This window comes from Kribbella sp. NPDC051587, assembly GCF_044453945.1.
Lineage (GTDB): Bacteria > Actinomycetota > Actinomycetes > Propionibacteriales > Kribbellaceae > Kribbella.
The window spans coordinates 197,444-216,057 of sequence record NZ_JBITDE010000006.1; the positions used below are offsets into that span (position 1 = coordinate 197,444).

Annotated in this window: 17 protein-coding genes; 7 read left to right on the forward strand and 10 right to left on the reverse strand. The window is 68.1% G+C overall.

Translation table 11 applies throughout. The features are described from left to right. Positions 1 to 82: 82 nt before the first annotated feature. Entirely contained in the window at positions 83 to 1,132 is a 1,050-nt protein-coding gene (locus tag ACIA49_RS22885; RefSeq protein WP_396379317.1) for a LacI family DNA-binding transcriptional regulator, read from the reverse strand. Between the two features lie 107 nt (positions 1,133 to 1,239). Between ACIA49_RS22885 and ACIA49_RS22890 the strand changes: the two genes are divergently transcribed. Then, positions 1,240 to 3,492 (forward strand): ATP-binding cassette domain-containing protein, encoded by a 2,253-nt coding sequence (locus ACIA49_RS22890; RefSeq protein WP_396379318.1) that lies wholly within the window; start codon positions 1,240 to 1,242, stop codon positions 3,490 to 3,492. A gap of 7 nt (positions 3,493 to 3,499) precedes the next feature. Here the strand turns inward: ACIA49_RS22890 and ACIA49_RS22895 are convergent, their stop codons facing one another. After that, complete coding sequence (locus ACIA49_RS22895) at positions 3,500 to 4,243, reverse strand: maleylpyruvate isomerase family mycothiol-dependent enzyme (RefSeq protein WP_396379319.1); 744 nt, start codon at positions 4,241 to 4,243, stop codon at positions 3,500 to 3,502. A 110-nt stretch (positions 4,244 to 4,353) separates the two neighbouring features. On the opposite strand from ACIA49_RS22895, the gene ACIA49_RS22900 reads away from it, so the two are divergent. From ACIA49_RS22900 to ACIA49_RS22910, 3 genes are read left to right on the forward strand one after another with little or no spacing between them, the layout of a single operon-like run. After that, positions 4,354 to 4,689, forward strand: coding sequence for an ArsR/SmtB family transcription factor (locus tag ACIA49_RS22900; RefSeq protein ID WP_396379320.1), 336 nt, complete (start codon positions 4,354 to 4,356; stop codon positions 4,687 to 4,689). 1 nt (position 4,690) lies between these two features. Beyond that, on the forward strand, positions 4,691 to 5,197 hold the full coding sequence (locus ACIA49_RS22905) for an SRPBCC family protein (protein ID WP_396379322.1): 507 nt from the start codon (positions 4,691 to 4,693) through the stop codon (positions 5,195 to 5,197). A 37-nt stretch (positions 5,198 to 5,234) separates the two neighbouring features. Further along, on the forward strand, positions 5,235 to 6,035 hold the full coding sequence (locus ACIA49_RS22910) for an alpha/beta fold hydrolase (RefSeq protein ID WP_396379324.1): 801 nt from the start codon (positions 5,235 to 5,237) through the stop codon (positions 6,033 to 6,035). A 504-nt stretch (positions 6,036 to 6,539) separates the two neighbouring features. Here the strand turns inward: ACIA49_RS22910 and ACIA49_RS22915 are convergent. The 5 genes from ACIA49_RS22915 to ACIA49_RS22935 form a co-directional block, all read right to left on the reverse strand. Further along, the gene (locus ACIA49_RS22915) at positions 6,540 to 7,325 is read right to left on the reverse strand and encodes an SGNH/GDSL hydrolase family protein (RefSeq protein WP_396379326.1); all 786 of its coding nucleotides are present in this window, start codon (positions 7,323 to 7,325) and stop codon (positions 6,540 to 6,542) included. A 117-nt stretch (positions 7,326 to 7,442) separates the two neighbouring features. Further along, positions 7,443 to 8,216, reverse strand: coding sequence for an energy-coupling factor ABC transporter ATP-binding protein (locus ACIA49_RS22920; protein ID WP_396379327.1), 774 nt, complete (start codon positions 8,214 to 8,216; stop codon positions 7,443 to 7,445). Beyond that, a complete protein-coding gene (cbiQ, locus tag ACIA49_RS22925) occupies positions 8,213 to 8,971 on the reverse strand; it encodes a cobalt ECF transporter T component CbiQ (RefSeq protein ID WP_396379328.1) in 759 nt (252 codons plus the stop codon). Before cbiQ ends, ACIA49_RS22920 begins: the two co-directional genes overlap by 4 nt. Beyond that, positions 8,968 to 9,987 carry an energy-coupling factor ABC transporter permease gene (locus tag ACIA49_RS22930; protein ID WP_396379329.1) on the reverse strand — a complete coding sequence of 340 codons (1,020 nt, stop codon included), beginning with the start codon at positions 9,985 to 9,987 and terminating at the stop codon, positions 8,968 to 8,970. The genes cbiQ and ACIA49_RS22930 overlap by 4 nt, the downstream gene beginning before the upstream one ends. Positions 9,988 to 10,032: 45 nt before the next feature. Continuing rightward, positions 10,033 to 11,391, reverse strand: a complete 1,359-nt coding sequence (locus tag ACIA49_RS22935; RefSeq protein WP_396379331.1) for a dihydrolipoyl dehydrogenase family protein — start codon at positions 11,389 to 11,391, stop codon at positions 10,033 to 10,035. Between the two features lie 119 nt (positions 11,392 to 11,510). Here ACIA49_RS22935 and ACIA49_RS22940 point away from each other — a divergent pair, with 119 nt between their 5' ends. Both ACIA49_RS22940 and ACIA49_RS22945 read left to right on the forward strand, forming a co-directional pair. Beyond that, on the forward strand, positions 11,511 to 13,019 hold the full coding sequence (locus ACIA49_RS22940) for a PstS family phosphate ABC transporter substrate-binding protein (RefSeq protein ID WP_396379333.1): 1,509 nt from the start codon (positions 11,511 to 11,513) through the stop codon (positions 13,017 to 13,019). A 9-nt stretch (positions 13,020 to 13,028) separates the two neighbouring features. Beyond that, positions 13,029 to 13,781 (forward strand): metallophosphoesterase, encoded by a 753-nt coding sequence (locus ACIA49_RS22945; RefSeq protein WP_396379334.1) that lies wholly within the window; start codon positions 13,029 to 13,031, stop codon positions 13,779 to 13,781. A gap of 1 nt (position 13,782) precedes the next feature. Here the strand turns inward: ACIA49_RS22945 and ACIA49_RS22950 are convergent, their stop codons facing one another. The 3 genes from ACIA49_RS22950 to lpdA form a co-directional block, all read right to left on the reverse strand. Next, positions 13,783 to 14,217 (reverse strand): hypothetical protein, encoded by a 435-nt coding sequence (locus ACIA49_RS22950; protein WP_396379335.1) that lies wholly within the window; start codon positions 14,215 to 14,217, stop codon positions 13,783 to 13,785. A gap of 78 nt (positions 14,218 to 14,295) precedes the next feature. After that, positions 14,296 to 14,826: a hypothetical protein gene (locus tag ACIA49_RS22955; protein ID WP_396379336.1), complete on the reverse strand. Its 531-nt coding sequence runs from the start codon at positions 14,824 to 14,826 to the stop codon at positions 14,296 to 14,298. Between the two features lie 101 nt (positions 14,827 to 14,927). Continuing rightward, complete coding sequence (gene lpdA / locus ACIA49_RS22960; RefSeq protein WP_396379337.1) at positions 14,928 to 16,325, reverse strand: dihydrolipoyl dehydrogenase; 1,398 nt, start codon at positions 16,323 to 16,325, stop codon at positions 14,928 to 14,930. Between the two features lie 143 nt (positions 16,326 to 16,468). Here lpdA and ACIA49_RS22965 point away from each other — a divergent pair, with 143 nt between their 5' ends. Then, a complete protein-coding gene (locus ACIA49_RS22965) occupies positions 16,469 to 18,592 on the forward strand; it encodes a peptidoglycan DD-metalloendopeptidase family protein (protein ID WP_396379339.1) in 2,124 nt (707 codons plus the stop codon). Positions 18,593 to 18,614: the final 22 nt, after the last annotated feature.

Sequence of the window (18,614 nt, forward strand, 5' to 3'; positions counted from 1 at the left end):
TCCTTCGCAGGGCCCCTGGATGATTACATCGTTGGAATGCGTTGACAAGTGTTTGTGTTTGTTTTTGCCGGAATGTGTCTTGTCAGCGGGTGGTGCTGACCCGCTCGATGATGCGGTGCGGGACGATCACGCGGCGCGGGGCGGCGTTCTTGTCGGCCATCCGCTCCTCCAGGAGCTCCAGGGCCGCGCTGACGAACGCGCGCCGGTCGAAGTCGACCGTGGTCAGCGGCGGGATCATGAACTGGCTCTCCAGCACGTTGTCGAAGCCGGCGACCAGAGTCTGACCCGGTACGGCGACGCCCGCGCCCCACAGCGCGGACAGGGCGCCGGAGGCGAGGGTGTCGGTGAAGCAGAAGAACGCGTCGGGGAGCTGGTGGTCGGCCAGGTACTTGCCGACCACGGTGGCTGCGCCCTCGGGACGCCAGCGGTCGAGGCCGATCTCCAGGGCCGGATCGTTCGGGATGCCGGCTTCCTCGAGCGCAGCGCGATAGCCGGCGGTCCGCAGCCGGGATGCCGCCGTACCGGGTGCTTCTGCTGCTCCACCCAGTACGCCGGCGCCACTCGAGCCGCGCGGGATTTCCGGCGTACCGACGGCGGCGATCCGGCGGCAGCCCTTCGCGATCAGGTGCCGGGTCATGTCGCGGGCCGCGGCGGCGTTGTCGATCGCCACCTGGCTGACCAGGTCCTGGTCGACGTCGCCGATCAGAACCAGCGGTGGCAGCGGGCCGGCCGACAGTACGGCGCTGTCGTCGAGGTTCACCGGGTTGAGGATCAGGCCGTCGACCAGGTACGCGCGAGCCTTCGACAACAGCTCGAACTCACGCCTGGGCTCGGCCGCGGTCTGCTCGATCTGCACACCCCAGCCGCGCTCGTGGGCGAGCTCGACGACCAGGTGCACGATCTCGGCCGAGTACGGCCGGAGCAGGTCCGGCAAGGCCAGGGCGATCATGCCGGTCCGGCCGTTGCGCAGGCCGCGGGCGCTCATGTTCGGTACGTAGTCGAGCTCGCTCAGCGCCTGCTCGACCCGGGCCCGGGTCTCCGGCCGGACGAACACCACACCGTTGATGACATTGGAGACCGTCTTCGGGGAGACCCCGGCCAGTTTCGCGACGTCTTTCACGGTGGCACGCATGCCGGACATTCTCACACCCTTCATGCCCTGTCGAAACTTTTCCGGGGTGGTCAGCGATCACGTTCCGGCCAAAGTCTTCATCGGCGGTTCAATGGGAGGATTGAAGGATGCTTGCTGATAGCCATGACGTGATCGAAGTCCGTGGTGCCCGGGAGAACAACCTCGCCGGAGTGTCGCTCGACATCCCCAAACGCCGCCTGACCGTGTTCACCGGAGTCTCCGGATCGGGCAAGTCCTCACTCGTCTTCGACACCATCGCCGCCGAGTCCCAGCGCCTCATCAACGAGACCTACACCGCGTTCATCCAGAACTTCATGCCGAGCCTGGCCCGGCCCGAGGTGAACGCCCTGCGCAACCTGTCCGCTGCCATTGTCGTCGACCAGGAGCGGATCGGGGCCAACTCCCGCTCCACGGTCGGCACCGCGACCGACGCACACACCATGCTGCGCATCCTGTTCAGCCGCGCCGGTACGCCGCACATCGGCGGAGCCGGCGCCTTCAGCTTCAACCTGGCCGAGGGGATGTGCCCGGCCTGCGAAGGCCTCGGCCGGACCACCGAGCTCGTCGTCGACGAGCTCGTCGACCGCTCGCTCAGCCTGAACGAGGGCGCGATCACAGCGCCCGGCTATGCCGTCGACACCTGGTGGTGGCAGGGGTACGCGAAGACCGGGCTGTTCGATCCCGACCTGCCGCTGCGCGACTACTCCCCCGACGACTGGCAGCGGTTCCTCTACCAGGAACCGACGAAGGTGAAGGTCGGCCAGCACAGCATGACCTTCGAAGGCCTCGCGGCGAAGGTCCGGCGCCAGTACATCGGCAAGGACATCGACGCCATGCAGAGCCAGGCGCGGGCCTTCGCCGAGCGGGCGGTGAAACAGGACGTCTGTTCGGAGTGCGGTGGTTCCCGGCTGAACGAGACGGCCCGGTCGGTCACGGTGAACGGGCGCACGATCGGTGAGTGCTCCGCGATGCAGATCAGCGACCTGGCCAAGTTCGTGGCCGGCGTCGAGAACACCGAGGTCGGTCCGATGGTCGACGGATTGCGGCAGACCCTCGACTCGATGGTCACCATCGGGCTGGGTTATCTCAGCCTCGACCGTGAATCGGGCACGCTGTCCGGTGGTGAGGCGCAGCGGGTGAAGCTCGTCCGGCACCTCGGGTCGAGTCTGAGCGATGTCACCTACGTCTTCGACGAGCCGACGGTCGGGCTGCATCCGCACGACATCCAGCGGATGAACGACCTACTGGTTCAGCTCCGCGACAAGGGCAACACCGTCCTGGTCGTCGAGCACAAGCCGGAGACGATCCGGATCGCCGACCACGTGGTCGACCTCGGACCGGGAGCCGGGATGTCGGGTGGGCGGCTGTGCTACTCGGGTGACCTCGAGGGTTTGAAGAAGTCCGGCACGCTCACCGGTCGGTACCTGGATCACCGGGTTGGTGTGAGGGACGACGTACGGCGTCCGACCGGGCAGCTGTCGATCGAGCACGCGAACCTGCACAACCTGCGGGACGTCAGTGTCGAGGTCCCGCTCGGGGTGCTGACCGTCGTCACTGGTGTGGCTGGGTCGGGGAAGAGTTCATTGATCCACGGGTCGTTGGCTGGTCGGCCGGGGGTGATCGTGGCTGGTCAGGAACCGATTCGCGGGTCCAAGCGCAGCAATCCAGCGACGTACACGGGCTTGCTCGACCCGATCCGGGCCGAGTTCGCGAAGGCGAACGGGGTGAAGCCGGGACTGTTCAGCGCCAACTCCGTCGGTGCCTGCCCGTCCTGCAAGGGGATCGGGCTGGTCTACACCGATCTGGCGATGATGGGTGAGGTCGGCTCGGTCTGCGATGTCTGCAACGGAGCTCGGTTCACGGCTGAGGTGCTCGCGTACAAGCTGCGCGGGAAGAACATCAGCGAGGTCCTGCGGATGACCGTCACCGAGGCGCGCGAGTTCTTCGTGAAGGGTCCAGCGCGGACGATCCTCGATCGGTTGTCGTCGGTGGGGCTCGGGTACATCGGGCTCGGGCAGCCGCTGACCACGCTCTCCGGTGGTGAGCGGCAGCGGCTGAAGCTCGCGATCAACATGGGCAAGAGCGGTTCGATCTACATCCTCGACGAGCCGACGACCGGGCTGCACCTGGCCGACGTCGACGCGCTCCTCACGATGCTCGACAAACTGGTTGACGACGGCAACACAGTGATCGTGATCGAACACCACCAAGCGGTCATGGCGCATGCCGACTGGCTGATCGACATCGGGCCAGGCGCCGGCCACGACGGCGGTCAGGTCGTCTTCACCGGTACGCCGGCTGACCTCGTCGAGAGCAGCCCGACACTGACCGCGGAACACCTCCGCTCGTACATCCAGTAGCTGTTAATCAGAGGAAGACGCGGGCAACGTCCAGCCAGCTGTCCGCGTCTTCCCCGACTGCCTTGAGGTCGGTCTGCGCGCGATCCCTTCGGTGGGTCACCCGGAGACAGAAGTCGAGCGCACTCCCCTCGATCCGCTGCTCTGCATCCTCCGGACCCCAACTGCCACCGCCAGGCCCGGTCAGCTCAACCCGGAACGGCTCAGCCGGTACGGCGAGTTGTGCGACCGCGAACGACATCTCACGACCAGCCACTCCCAGCGCAGCCACATGTTCAAGTCCGCGGGTCGGTTCGTGCTCGATACCCAAGGTGTCGTAGATGTCCTGCCCGTGGGCCCATGTCTCCATGAGGCGCAGCGAAATCATCAACTGCGCGTTCAGTTCCGACCCGAACCACGGAAACGCGCGGTCCGCCGGCAATTCGCCCAGCGCCTCCGACAACTCCACGCGCCCAGTCCGCCACTGCTCCAACAGCACCTCCCGCGGCTGAGCTGCTCCCACCGCAGCATCACCATCGGCGTCCGTGCCGACGTTTGCGAACGACGCGGGGTCTTTCAGCGCGATCAGTACGTTCGTATCGGCTTTGGCGAGATGCGCGATCTGGTGCGCAACCGTCCACCCCACCGCCGGCGTACCCGGCGACCAATCCCTCTCCCCCGCAACGACCGCCTCAAGCCGATCGCCCTCAGCCACCAGATCCACCAGCGCCGCATCAAGATCCACGCCCGACAAGTCCAGCCCGTAATTCACCATCCGGCTCCCCTTCCATCACCCGTCCCCAGTCCACGCCCCACCACCCCCAAAAGGTTCAACAGCTGCTCGGCCGAGCTTGACGCATTCCCATATGGGTATATGATTCAAGTGTGGCACGAGCAGCAACGACGACGGACGCGTTCAACGCGGTGGCCGAACCGAGGCGTCGGCAGATCCTCGATGCCCTCATCGACGGGGAACGGCCGGTCAACGACCTGGTGCGTGTACTGGGGCTGGCCCAGCCACAGGTGTCCAAGCACTTGCGGGTTCTGCGCGAGGTGGGGGTGGTGGAGGTGCGTGATGACGGGCGGCAGCGGCTGTACCGGCTCAACGGGCAGGCACTGAAACCGATCCATGACTGGGTCACGCGGTACGAACGCACCTGGTCGGAGCGGTTCGAGCGGCTGGACGCCGTGTTGGAAGAACTCAAGAACGAGGAGAAGTGAGATGGCCGGCACCACAAGCAGCAAGGGGACCGCGGTAGTCAGCCTGCCGGCGGACGATCAGATCCTGATCACCCGGGAGTTCAACGCGCCCAAGCATCTGGTGTACCGGGCGTGGACCACGCCGGAGCTGGTCGCACAGTTCTGGAGCGGTCACCGCGGCAGCATGCGCAGTGTCGAGATCGACCTGCGGGTCGGCGGCAGGTGGCGGTATGTGATGGCCGCCGGCCACGGCGAGATGGCCTTCCACGGCGAGTTCCTGGAGATCGTGCCCAACGAACGGATCGTCAACACCGAAATGTTCGAGACGCCGGACGCCCCCGGGTCCGACGCCGACGCGCCGGTCACCACCACCACCTTCAGCGAACGCGACGGGCGCACCACGCTCACCCTGCTGATGCAGTGCGGCACCAAGGAACTGCGCGACACGATCATCCAGTCCGGTATGGAGATCGGCATGCAGGAGCAGATGAACCTGCTCGAGGAACTCGCCATCTCCCTGATGGGCTGAACCCGTGGCGGGTCTGTCATACGACAAGGAGGATTCGATGCAGCGGGTCACGTCGAAAGACGGAACGTCGATCGCGTACGAGCGGTTCGGAGAAGGTCCGGCGGTGATCCTGGTCGGCGGCGGCATCGTCGACCGGTCGGAGAACGCCCCACTGGCTCCGGTGCTGGCCAAGCATTTCACCGTGTACAACTACGACCGTCGGGGCCGCGGCGACAGCACAGACACCATGCCCTACGCCCTGGAACGCGAGTTCGAGGACATCGCGGCCCTGATCGACGAAGCCGGCGGCACGGCGTACCTGTACGGCGTGTCCTCGGGCGCGGCGCTGGCCCTGGAGGCCGCCGCCGCAGGCCTGCCGATCGCCAAGGTCGCCGCCTACGAGGTGCCCTACGACGTGTCCGAGGGGGCCAGGGAACGTCACCTCGAGTACACCGAGAAGGTGCAGTCGCTGCTGGCCGACGACCGCCGGGACGACGCCATGCGGTTGTTCATGCGGTTGGCCGGCGCGCCTGAGGAGGCGATCGCGCAGGCGCACAACTCGCCGATGTGGGCCGGCTCGGTCGCCGTCGCGCACACCCTGGCCTACGACGCGGCATGTCTTGGCGACGGCACCCCGCCAACCGACCGGCTGGCCTCCATCACGCAGCCGGTCCTGATGGCCACCGGCGGCACCACCGACGACACGATGGCCGGCCTGGGCACCGGATTCTTCGACACGGCCGCCGACGCGGTCACCGCCGCCATCCCCGGAGCCGAGCGCGCGATCATCCCCCACCAGGGACACGTCGCCGACCCAGAGGCCGTCGCCCCAGTCATCACCCGCTTCTTCAACGCCTGAGTCATGCAGCAGCTTCGCCGGACGGATGGCCGGCCCGCGGGATGTCCTCACGCCGGAACCCACCTTGAACCCACCTTGAACACCGCTCGACCACCTCGCGGCGCGCGAAGTGGTCGATCAGTGCACAAAGTGCGGCCACCCCACGACCTTGAGCACCCCCCCCAACCACCTCACCGCACGCGAAGTGGTCGATGCGTGCACAAAGTCCCACCACACCACCTTGAGCACCCCTCAACCACCTCGCCGCCCGCACCACCGTTGATGCGTGCACAAAGCGCGCCCCACGTGCTCGCGGCCGGTCCGGGTTGCCCGCTGAGTTGGAGGGTTGCCCCCTGAGATTTTCGATGGGCAACCCTCCAGCTGAGTGGATATCCCCTGAGCTGGAGGGTTCGCCCAACGGCGGGCGCCGGTACGGCGGGGGCGGGCGCCGGTACGGCGGGGTGAGCGGGGCGGTAGGTGATGGGGCCGGTACGGCGGGGTGGGGTGGGGTGGGAGGTGGTGGGGTTATTTGAGGGTGGGGGCTACTAGGTTGGCGTATTGGGCTTGGCCGGTGACGTTGGGGTGGTAGGACTCGCTGACCGGGTTGGACAGGCCGTTGATCCATTCGGGGTTGCCGCAGACGGAGTGGCCGATGAAGGCGGTGGTCGGGTTCACGAAGGCGAAGCCGGCGGCGCCGGCGGCTGCGGCGATCTTGGAGTTGAGGAGGTCGGCGGTGGCGTTGAGGCGGGTCATTTCGTCGGGGCTGAAGAAGGTGCCGGCGTTGCAGTCGGTGCCGTTGAAGAGGCGTGGGTAGCCGACGACGATCACTCGGGCCGATGAGGCGCGGCTCTTGATGGCGGCGTAGAGGCCGTTCAAGCGAGCGGGGATCGTGTTGTTGATGGTGGCGGTGGCGTTGTTGATCGCGGTGGTGCAGTCGCCGAGCCAGGCGGGCTTGGCGCATTCGGTGATCACCGAGGAGAAGCCTGCGTCGTTGCCGCCGACCTGGACGGTGATGCGGTTGGCGGCGCTCGTCACGGCGCTGAGCTGGTTGGCCGTGACGTCGGCGACGCGGGCGCCGGAGCAGGCGACGAAGGTGAGGTTCGCGCCGAGCCGGGCAGCGTCGAGGTACGGGTAGGCCTTGACCGAGCGCTGGCACGAGCCGCTGCTGGAGATGTAGGTGCGGGTGCCGACTCCGGAGGCGTAGGAGTCCCCGAGGGCGACGTAGTTGACCGCGGCGTGGGCGACCGTTGGGCTGAGCAGGACCACGGCGCCGAGGGCCGCGGCGGACAACAGGCTGGCGATGGACTTCATGGGCGGACCGCCTTGTGTGCGAGGGGTGGCGACTGCAGTACTCAAAGTCACGATGGCCGACTCGCGGGTAACAGACAAGGTCTTGGTAAGAAACTGGCGGGGTATTTCTGGAGTAGGTCAGCGGCCTTCAGGGCCGGGGACCGAGAGCGGATCGAACCCGTACGGGAGCTCGAGGCGGTGCGCGCTCATCAGGTCGGCGTCGCCGAGCAGGTCCCGGGTCCGGCCGTCCGCGACGATCCGGCCGCTGTCCATGAGCAGGCTGCGCTCACACAGCTGGAGCGCGTACGGGAGGTCGTGGGTGATCATCAGCAGGGTCACGTCGAGGCCGGTCAGGATGTCGGCGAGCTCGCGCCGGCTGGCCGGGTCCAGGTTGCTCGACGGCTCATCCAGCACGAGCACCTCGGGCCGCATCGCGAGCACGGTCGCGACCGCTACCCGGCGGCGTTGGCCGTACGAGAGATGGTGCGGCGCGAGATCCGCGTGATCCTGCATGCCGACCTGGACGAGCGCCTCGCGCACCCGATCCTCGAGCTCAACGCCGCGCAGACCGAGGTTCGCCGGACCGAACGCCACGTCATCACGCACGGTCGGCATGAACAGCTGGTCATCCGGATCCTGGAAGACCAGCCCGACCTTCCGCCGGATCACCGGCAGATGTTCGCGGTGCAGCCCGGTCCCGCCGATCTCGATCCGCCCGCTCCCCGAACCACCGGCGACCGACCCCAGGATCCCGTTCAGATGCAGGACCAGGGTGGTTTTGCCGGCGCCGTTCGGGCCGAGCAGCGCGACGCGTTCGCCACGTTCGACGGTGAAGTCGACGCCGAACAGGGCCTGCCGTCCGTCCGGGTAGGCGAAGACGAGACGCTCGACATGAATCGCAGGACCGCTCACAAGCTGACAACCCTAGCCGCCATCGCGACGGCGACCGCCGCCAGGGAGATCGTCAGCCCCTCGATCCACTGCGCTCGCGTCGCGCCGACCTCACCGAGCAGGGGCATCCGCCCGTTGTACCCGCGCGATCGCATCGCCAGGTGCACGCGCTCACCACGCTCGAAGCTGCGCACGAACAGCGCGCCCACTCCCCCGGCGATCGCCTTCAGGTGCCCGGCTCGGCCGCCGACGTACCCGCGGGACTCCCGGGCGATCCGCATCCGGTGCAGGTCGTCGGAGACCACACTCAGGTAACGGACCATGAACGACAGGATCGCCACGAGTGTCGATGGCAACCGCAGCCGCTCGAGACCGGCAAGCAGCTCGCGCGGCCCAGTCGTGGCCGACAGCAAGATTGCTGCGAGGACTCCGAGCGTGCCTTTGGCCAGCACGTTCCAAGCACCCAGTACGCCGGACTGCGACAAGTGCACGCCCAGTACGTCGACCGTCGGGCCGGTCGCGACGAACGGGAGCAGCAGCGCGAACACGATGAACGGCGTCTCCACGGCCAGCCGTCGCGAGACCACGGGCATCGGGAGCTTCGCGACCACGAGCGCGCCCACGAGCAAAGCGGCGTACAGGGCGAAGGCCCAGAAGTGCGCGGCCGGGGTGGAGACGACGGCGAGGACGAAGACGAAGAGGGCGACGACTTTCACCTGCGCCGGAATCCGGTGAACCTTGCTGTCCACCGCGACGAGCAGGCCGTCTCCGCTCACGAGGCTTTGTTCGTGCGCAGCGAAGCAATCTTGGCGATGGCCAGCCCCACGGCGATCGTGACCAGTACGCCGATGATCCCGGCGAGCGCGCCGGACACCTGGGTGTTCCCGATCCCGCTGACGCCGTAGTCGGCCAACGGGCTACTCGCGACCGCCGAGTGCTTGGCCGCAGACTCGAAGCCGAGCTTGGCGCCGACGAACTCGAGCCCGTCAGGATGCGCGCTGGCGAACAAGCTCACCCCACCGGCAACGACCAGCGTCACGGCGATCCCGATACCGAACGACCGACCAGCAGGCTTGGCGGCGATCGGCGTATCCGGCGACACAGTGGAAGTGTTGCCATCGGCATCGACCAGCACCAGCTCCTGCTGCAGATGGCGAGCGGCGTACACGAGGTCCGGCCGCGTCGCGACGACAGCACCCAGTACGGCGGCAGTGATAACCGCCTCACCGATTCCCACCAGGATGTGCCAACCGACCATCGCGGTGGCGAGCTTGCCGAGCGGGATGTCGACCGCACCTCCGATCGCGTACAGGCCCGTAAACGCCAGCGCAGCAACCGGAACCGACACCAGCGCACCAACGGTCGTCGCCGGTACGACGCTCCCCGTCCGGCGCGGCAGAACCTGAAGCAGCGCCCGCGTGATGAAGTACCCGACCAGGACCGTGATCAGCCCCATCAACGTGATGTTCGTGCCCAGCGCAGTCAGCCCACCGTCGGCGAACAACAGCCCCTGCACCAGCAGCACCGTCGACATCACCAGTACGGCGGTCCACGGGCCGACGAGCGCGGCAGCCAGTGCACCACCGAGCAGGTGACCGCTGGTGCCGGCACCGACCGGGAAGTTCACCATCTGGACGGCGAAGACGAACGCGGCGGTCAGCCCGGCCAGCGCGGGACCCGTCTCGCGGATCTCGCGGTTGGCCCGCTGGAGGCTGAAGCCGACCGCACCGGCCGCGATCAGGCCGGTGGCGATGGAGGTCGGGGCGTCGAAGAACCCATCAGGAACATGCACGCCGTCATTCTTCGTCCTTTTGCGATCGAATCGCAACAGCGACGGTCATAAATCCTTGAGCGCATCACCAATCGCGCGGTGGAACGTCGGGTATGCGTAGATGACCTGTTGCAGAGAGTGCACGGGTACGGCGGCGTGCACGGCGATCGCGAGCGCACTCAGCACCTCGCCACCGGTCGGCCCGGCGCTCGTCGCACCGACCAGGACGCCGCGGTCGGTGTCGACGACGACCTTGATGAATCCCTCGTTACCGGCCTTGTGGATCCAGCCCCGCGACGAGGACGGGATCTGGGTGATCCCGGTCGCCACGGTCAGCCCCTGCTCGCGCGCCTGCTTCTCGGTCAGGCCGACCGCGCCGATCTCCGGATCGGTGAAGGTGACCCGCGGCATCGCGTGGTAGCGCGCCAGCGGAGCGTCCTGGGTACCGAGGATGTCGTGGACGGCAATGTTCGCCTGGTACATGGCCGTGTGGGTGAACGCGCCGACGCCGGTCACGTCACCGACCGCCCAGACGCCGTCCGCGGCCCGGACGTGTTCGTCGACCTCGATCCGGCGGGCGTCGGCATCCAGCCCGACCTGATCGAGCCCGAGCCCCTTGATGTCGACCCGCCGGCCCGTTGCCACCAGCAACTTCTCGCCGGTGACCGTGCGGCCGTCGTCCAGCGTGATCGTGAAGCTACTGCCGTCGTAGGAGACCTTGGACGCGTGGACGCCGGTGTTGACCGTCACGCCGTCGCGCTCCAGCGCCTCGCGAGCGAGGTCACCGGACTCGGGCTCCTCCATCGACAGGATCCGCTCCGCGCCCTCGACCACGGTCACCGCGACGCCGAAGCGCGCGAAGACCTGGGTCAGCTCGACCCCGATCGCGCCGCCACCGAGCACGACCAGCGAGGCCGGCAGCGTCTCGACGCGGATCGCGTCCTGGTTGGTCCAGTACGGCGTACCGGCCAGGCCCTCGATCGGCGGCACCAGCGGCACCGTCCCGGTCGCGACGATGATGCCCTTCGACGCCTCGAACTCCCGGTCGCCCGCCTTCACGGTGCGCGGCCCGGTGATCGTCGCGTGCTCGCGGACGAACGTGACGCCCTTCTTCACGAGCCGGTCCACCGCGACCTGGTCGTTCCAGTTGTCCGTCGCCTCGTCGCGGATGCGCTTCGCCACGGGAGCCCAGTCCGGCTGCACGGACGCCGTACCGGCCATGCCGTCGACGCGGCGAGTCTCGGCGATCAGGTTCGCGGCCCGGATCATCATCTTGCTCGGGATGCACCCGTAGTACGGGCACTCACCGCCGACCAGCCGCGGCTCGATCCCCACCACGTTCAGCCCGGCCTGGGCCAACCGCCCGGAGGCTTCCTCGCCACCGACACCCAGCCCGATCACGACCACGTCAACCTGTTCAGCCATGGCGCCAATCTCTCAGACGGCAACCGCCCGACCAAGCCCCACCCCGGCGCGTCATCGGGCGGTAAGGGAGCGTTCACCGCGGCGGACTAGCGTCCTGCACTCATCGAAGTGGGGGCACGGTGTTCGACTTCTCTGGTTTCGCGTCGGTCAATCTCGAAACCGTCATCGCTGCCATCGCCCTGATCGGTACGGCGGTCGCCTGGCTGGTCGACCGCTACGTGCTCCGCCGCAAGCGGCTGGTCTACCGCGTCCAGGTGGACGCGCGGATCGGTGTCTACCCGCGGGCCGACCAGACCCAGCGGATGGTCGACGTCGAGGTCCGCCACCAGGGCGCGGTGGTCCCCGACCCGAGCATCGTGCTGCTCCGGCTGGACAACGCCGGCGGGATGGACATCGACCCGCACGACATGCACGGGAAGGTCGCCTTCGCGTTCCCCGATCGCAAGATCGTCGGGCTGAAGGTGACCGAGGCCTACCCGCAGTCGCTGGGCGAGATGCTGGAACGGCGGCTGGCCCCGGCGAACTTCGTCGACACCAGCAAACTCGTCCTGCCGCGGATCGCGATCAACCGCGGCGACCACTTCAAGTTCCTGCTCGTGCTGTCCGGTACCGGGACCGGCGTCAGCCACTCGGGGTACCTGGCCGGCGGCTCGACCGGCGGCGGGGTCTATCACGAACCACGTCCGCGCGGGCCGGGTCGCCGTACGCTGCTGTTCGGCGCGCTGTCACTCGTCCTGGTCGGTGCGCTGGTCGCGTTCTTCCTCGTCGACGTGCTGAGGCCGCCGGACGACTGCTCGTCGGGCCAGCTCCGGGTGATCGGCTCGACCGCGGTGGAGCCGACCATGCGTGAACTGCGGACCGCGTACGCGGCCGAGTGCACCAACGCCGACATCGTGATCGCCGCGAACGGGAGCCGCAGCGGTGTGCGTGCCCTGGCCGACCTCGGGGCTCAGGACGCCGCCCAGGCCGCTCAGCAGATCGCGATGTCGGACGGTCCCGCCGAGGGCGCACCCCAGCTCGTCGGTACGCCGGTCGCGGTGGTCGTGTTCGCCGTGACGGTCAACCGGGCGGCCGACGTCACCGCGCTGACCACGACGCAACTGCGCGACATCTACAGCGGCAAGTTCACCAACTGGAAGCAGCTCGGCGGACGCGACCTCCCGATCCGGATGGTCAGCCGGGTCGGACCGGACTCCGGCTCGCGCCGCGTGTTCCGCGAGAAGGTGCTCGCCGGTGACCAGGAGCTCGGCATCTCTTCCGACAACTGCGCTCGCGACGACGACGCGGTCGCCAGGTACCACCGCTGCGAGGTCGGTACGACGGAGGAGCTGCTGACCCGCGTCAACGAGATCGACGGCGCGATCGGGTACGCCGAGCTCGGGAGCGCGCGGCGGTTCGCGCAGGTCTCGATCGTGACGATCGACCAGGTCGCCTCGGACACGGCGAGGGTGGCGGACCGGTCGTACCGGTTCTGGGAGGTCGAGCACGCTTACACCTACAAAGCGCCCGAACCGAAGTCGCTCACGGCGGCGTTCCTCGACTACATCGGGTCGGCCAAGGCCCGGCCCGTCCTCGAGCGTGGCGGTCTGGTCCCCTGCAGCGACCTGACGACCGGGTTCTGCGGTTAGGGTCGGGCGATGATCGTCATCGCACACCTGAGTGACCCTCATCTGGACGGAACCGACGTGCCGCGCGACCGGCTGCGGCGGATCACGGCGTACCTGGCCGCCTTCAGTACGCCGGTCGACGTCGTACTGGTGAGTGGGGATCTGGCCGACCACGGGCTGCTGGCCGAGTACGACGAACTGGCGGCGGAACTGCCGACCGGCGTACCGGTTCTGGTGTTGCCCGGGAACCACGACGTGAGTGAACCGCTGCGGACCGGACTCGCGGCGTACCTGGACTCCCCCGGCACCGGCCACCCGATCCATCAGGTGCGTGAGGCCGCCGGCGCGCGCTTCGTCCTCGTCGACACCTCAGTGCCTGGTGAGGACCACGGCCTGCTGTCGGCGGACTCGCTGGCCTGGCTGGACGCCGTACTGCGCGAGCCCTTCGACGGACCGACCTTCGTAGCCATGCACCACCCGCCCCTCACCATGCACCACCCAGTCATGGACCAATGGCTCTTGCTCGAGCAGCCCGCCCTAGAGGCAGTCCTCACCGGCAAGCCCATCACCGCGATCCTGACCGGCCACGTCCACAACCCGGTCGTGACCTCCTTCGCCGGCCACCCCGTCCTGGGCGCACCAGGCATCCGCTCGACCGTCCCCCTCCCCTTCGAGCCCGCGCCTGCCAGCGGCACCATCGTCGACACCGACGCCGCTCCCGGCCTTGCCCTCCACATCCACCACCCGGGCGAACCCCTACAAACCTTCTACCGCCACCCGTGAGCTAGTCGCTGGTGAGGTAGACCGTCCGGGTGGTGCGGTCGACGATCACCCGGAACGTCTGGTCGGTCGAGGTACGGAAGCCCGGGTAGCTGAGATACGAGTGCCCAGCATGGTTCTCCCAGCCGTAGGCCGGCCAGCGCGCGTTGTCGGTCAGCTCGGATCGGGCGAACGGCGCGTTCTCCGGTACGCCGGGGCCAGCCTGATGATCGGCGAGATAGCGATCGACACACTCGCCCGGTGCCCGGAACGACAGGTCGAGGTACGCCGCCGGAGCACCGCCGGCGGCGTACCCGAGGCTCTGCACCTCACACGACGGAAGTTCCAGCCCGAAGGAACGCGTCGCGGTGTCGAGACCGATCCGCTGGCTCCCGTCGTACCTGCGCGCGTCGGCACAACCGACCACCAGTACGGCGATCAGTCCCGCGAGCACGATCATCCGCCAACGAACCATCAGCTACGCCGGCGGCGGGGCCGGCCAGTTGGGCGGAGCAGGCGAGGTCACCTTGTCATTAGATCAGTGCGGCTGGGCCACTGCCTGCAGTTGCGGCAGCAGGAGTGCTGCCTGCTTCGCGCGGGCGGAGGTGCCGGACAGCTCGCGCGCCAGCAGGACCAGCGAGATCGGGAACATGACGAGCGCCACCAGGATCACGAAGACTGCGGCGAGGCTGTCCAGGGCTGAGTCGTTGCTGCGGGCGTCGCCGCTGGTGGTCGAGGAGAAGGTCAGGCTGTCACGCTTGCCTGTCTCGAGCAGGCACCGGAGCTTCGGCTTGTACGGGCGCACCGTCGCCTTGCTCCCGTCGGCGAACCGGAGCCTGATGCGGCTGCGGATGAAGGCGCCGCGGGACACCTTCGTCACGGCGGGCAGCTGACGCCAGGCACGGTCGGGGCGCTCGAGAATCGAGACGCCGCCCTCGTGGACGTAGAGACCGGTGATGGTCTTCTTCATCAGGACCATGGTCACGCCCATGGGCAGCGGAGCCTCACACGCGACCCGGACCTCTTCGGCCGTGTGTTGCGGCAAGGGGTCGGCTTGTTTCTTCGCCACGCTGTCCCTCCGAGGCCGAGAACGGGAGGTCAGCGTAATGGTTGTGCCGTCAAGAAAACAGCCGCCGCGGACCAGCGGTCCACGGCGGCTGCGAAGCGCGATCAGAAATTGATCATGTGGCCTTCGAGGCCGTGGAAGGCTTCCTGGAGGGCCTCGGACAGCGTCGGGTGGGCGTGGACGTTGCGGGCCAGTTCCTTGGTGGTGAGGTCCCACTTCTGGGCGAGGGTGAGCTCGGGGAGGAGCTCGGTGACCTCGGGGCCGATCAGGTGCGCGCCGAGGAGCTCGCCGTACTTGGCGTCGCTGATGACCTTGACGAAGCCGTTCGGGTCGTTGAGGCCGTGCGCCTTGCCGTTGGCGGTGAAGGGGAACTTCGCGACCTTCACGTCGTGGCCGAGCTTCTTGGCCTCTTCCTCGGTGTAGCCGAAGCTGGCGATCTGCGGCTGGCAGAAGGTCGCCCGCGGGATCATGGCGTAGTCGAGCTCCATGGTCTCGTGGCCGGCGATCGTCTCGGCGGCGATCACGCCCATCGCCTCGGCGGCGTGCGCGAGCATCAGCTTCGCGGTGACGTCACCGATGGCGAAGATGCTCGGCACGTTGGTCTTGCAGAGGCCGTCGATCGCGATCGCGCCGCGCTCGGTGAGCTGGACGCCGGTCTTGTCCAGGCCGTAGCCGTCGACGCGCGGCTGGAAGCCGATCGCCTGCATGACCTTGTCGGCCTCGATCACCTTCGAGGCGCCGTCCTTGCCGGTGACGGTGACCTTGACCTTCTCGCCGGACTCGTCGATCGAGTCGACCCGGGTGGAGGTGAGGACGTCGACGCCGAGCTTCTTGTAGGCGCGGGCGAGCTCCTTGGAGACCTCGGGGTCCTCGAGCGGGACCATCCGGTCCAGGAACTCGACGATGGTGACCTTCACGCCGTAGTTGGCCAGCACGTAGGCGAACTCGACACCGATCGCGCCGGCACCGGCGATGACGATCGAGCCGGGCAGCTCCTCGGTGAGGATCTGCTCCTCGTAGGTGACCACGCGCTCGGACAGCTGGGTGCCCGGCAGCAGCTTGGTGGTCGCGCCGGTGGCGATGATGCAGCTGCCGAAGGTGACGGTCTCGGACGAACCGTCGTTCAGCGTCACGTCGAGGGTGTTCGCGTCGGTGAACGCGCCCCACCCGTCGAACTCGGTGATGCTGTTCTTCTTCATCAGGAAGTGGACGCCCTTGACCCGGCCGTCGGCGACCTTGCGGCTGCGCTGGACGGCGGTCGGGAAGTCGAAGCTGACCTCACCGCTGATCCCGAACGCCTTCTTCTCGGTGCGGAAGATGTGCGCGAGCTCCGCGTTCCGCAGCAGCGCCTTGGACGGGATACAGCCCACGTTCAGGCAGACACCGCCCCAGTACTTCTTCTCGATGATGGCGGTCTTGAGCCCGAGCTGAGCCGCGCGGATCGCCGCGACATACCCACCCGGACCTGCGCCGAGGACAACAACGTCAAAGTGCGAGGCCATACTCCAGACTTTAGTGGGTGACGCCAGTCACGTGACGATCGGGCAGCTTTCTTCCGTCAGGACCGTTCGCGGCCTACGCTGGGCACGCGCGGGGGCTTCCGTCCGTCCTGCGCACGTGAGGCACGACGACCATGGGGAGCCTGATGGTTCTGGGGAACCGTCGGGGGCTGCGGTTCGCGGCGCTCGGCACACTGCTGGCAGTGGTGGCACTGCCCGCGTACGCCGACACGCCCACACCACCGCCTCCTGCCTCCGTCACCGACGTCAAGCGCTCGCTCGAGCAGCTCCAGGCCGAGGCCGCCGTGCTGCAGGCCGACTTCGCCAAGGCGACCATCGCCTACACGAACGCGCTCAAGGCCGCCGACGAGGCTGAGGCCGCGGCCAAAAAGGCCGAGGCGGCCGCGAACACCTCCACCGGCCGGGCCGACGAGGAGCGCCGCAAGCTCGGCGTCATCACGGCGCAGGCCTACCAGATGGGCGTGCCGACACAGCTGGGTGCGGAGTCGATCCTCTGGTCGCTGGCCCCGGTCGCGGAGAACCTGCAGGAGATCGCCGACCGGCAGACCGCGATCCAGCAGGTCGGGACTACGCAGACCGCGCAGTACAACAAGGCGATGAACGCCGGAGCCATCGCCGATCAGGCCAAGGCGGAGGCAGCCAGCAAGCGCGGCGCGGCGAAGGCAGCGGCCGAGCGCGCCCAGCAGCTCGGCAACGACGTGAAGCAGAAGGCCGCCGACGCCGCCTCGCGCGCGATCGACCAGCTTCCGGAGCTCGACGGCGCCTCGGAGTTGTCGAGGCAGCTCCAGCTCGCCCGCAACCAGCAGGCGCTCCTGCGCTGGCAGGCCTACCTCACCGAGCTGACCGCAGCCAAGGTGACGCTGCCGCCCGCCGCCACGATCAAGAACCCCGCGGCCCTCCCGGCCGGCCTGAGTCCGCTGGTCGCCGGTGGACAGCCGGTTCCCGGCGCAGCGTCGGTCACGGTGAACGGCAAGACTCTTCGGGTGCTGTCGTCGGAGACGATCCGCGCCGTGAACCAGGCGTTCAACCTGGTCGGCCGCGCCTACGCCATCGACGCCACCGGCCCGGATCAGTACGGCTGCCTCGGTGCCACCCGCGCCGCGTGGGCGCCGTACGCGAAGCTTCCGAACACGATCAGCAAGGTCTACCCCGGCTACCAGCAGATCCCGCCGGACCAGATCCAGCCGGGCGACATCATGCTGATGGGCAGCCGCTCGCTCGGCCTGGTCCACATCGGCATCGCGCTCGACAACGAAGAGATGATCGCGTCCGACGAGTCGAAGGGCTCGGTCGTCGTCACGCCCGTCCCGCAGAACCTCTGGGCGGCCCTCCGCCCGACGCTCGGCGCCCCGACCAAGCCGCAGGTCTCCCCCACGGCCGGCTCCAACGCGGTCAACTTCCGCTGCGGCAACACCGGTACGTCGGTCAACGTCGGAACCGGCGCGTGGACGTGGCCGCTGGCCGACGGGACCTACGAGATCGGTACGCCGTTCGGTCAGTCCGGCTCGATGTGGTCGACCGGCTTCCACACCGGCCAGGACTTCCCCGCCGCCATCGGTACGCCGGTCCGCGCGGTCACGTCGGGAACCGTCCGGGTCGAGCACCCGAGCTGGGCCGGCAACCTGGTCCGGATCGATCACGGCAACGGCTTCGAGACCCTCTACGCCCACCTGAGCCAGGTCAACGTGACCGATGGCCAGGAGGTCGTGGCGGGCCAGCGGATCGGCGCGGTCGGTACCGAAGGCAACTCGACCGGCCCCCACCTGCATTTCGAGGTCCGGATCGGCGGCGACCCGGTCAACCCGATGCCGTTCCTGGCCACCGGGTCCGCGACCACCGGCTGGGGCGGTTACAGCAACGGCATGATCCCGTCCAGCAAACTGTGTGCGATCGGCAACGGTCACATGCTGCGCTGCGACGCTGCCGCGGCCTACCTGCAGCTGGCCGGCTCGTTCAAGAAGGCCTTCGACAAGGCGCTGTGCATCACCGACTCCTACCGCTCCTACCAGTCGCAGGTCAGCCTGTACGCGCGCAAGCCGTCCCTGGCCGCCCTCCCTGGTACGTCGAACCACGGCTGGGGTGTCGCGGTCGACCTGTGCGGTGGCATCGACAAGTACAACACCGCGCAGTACAGCTGGATGAAGTCGCACGCTCCCGCGTTCGGCTGGGTGCACCCGGACTGGGCCGAGCAGGGCGGTAGCCGCGAGGAGCCGTGGCACTGGGAGTTCGGTCGCGCCAACCGCTCCTGATTGGTCAGCAGCATTTCCAAGG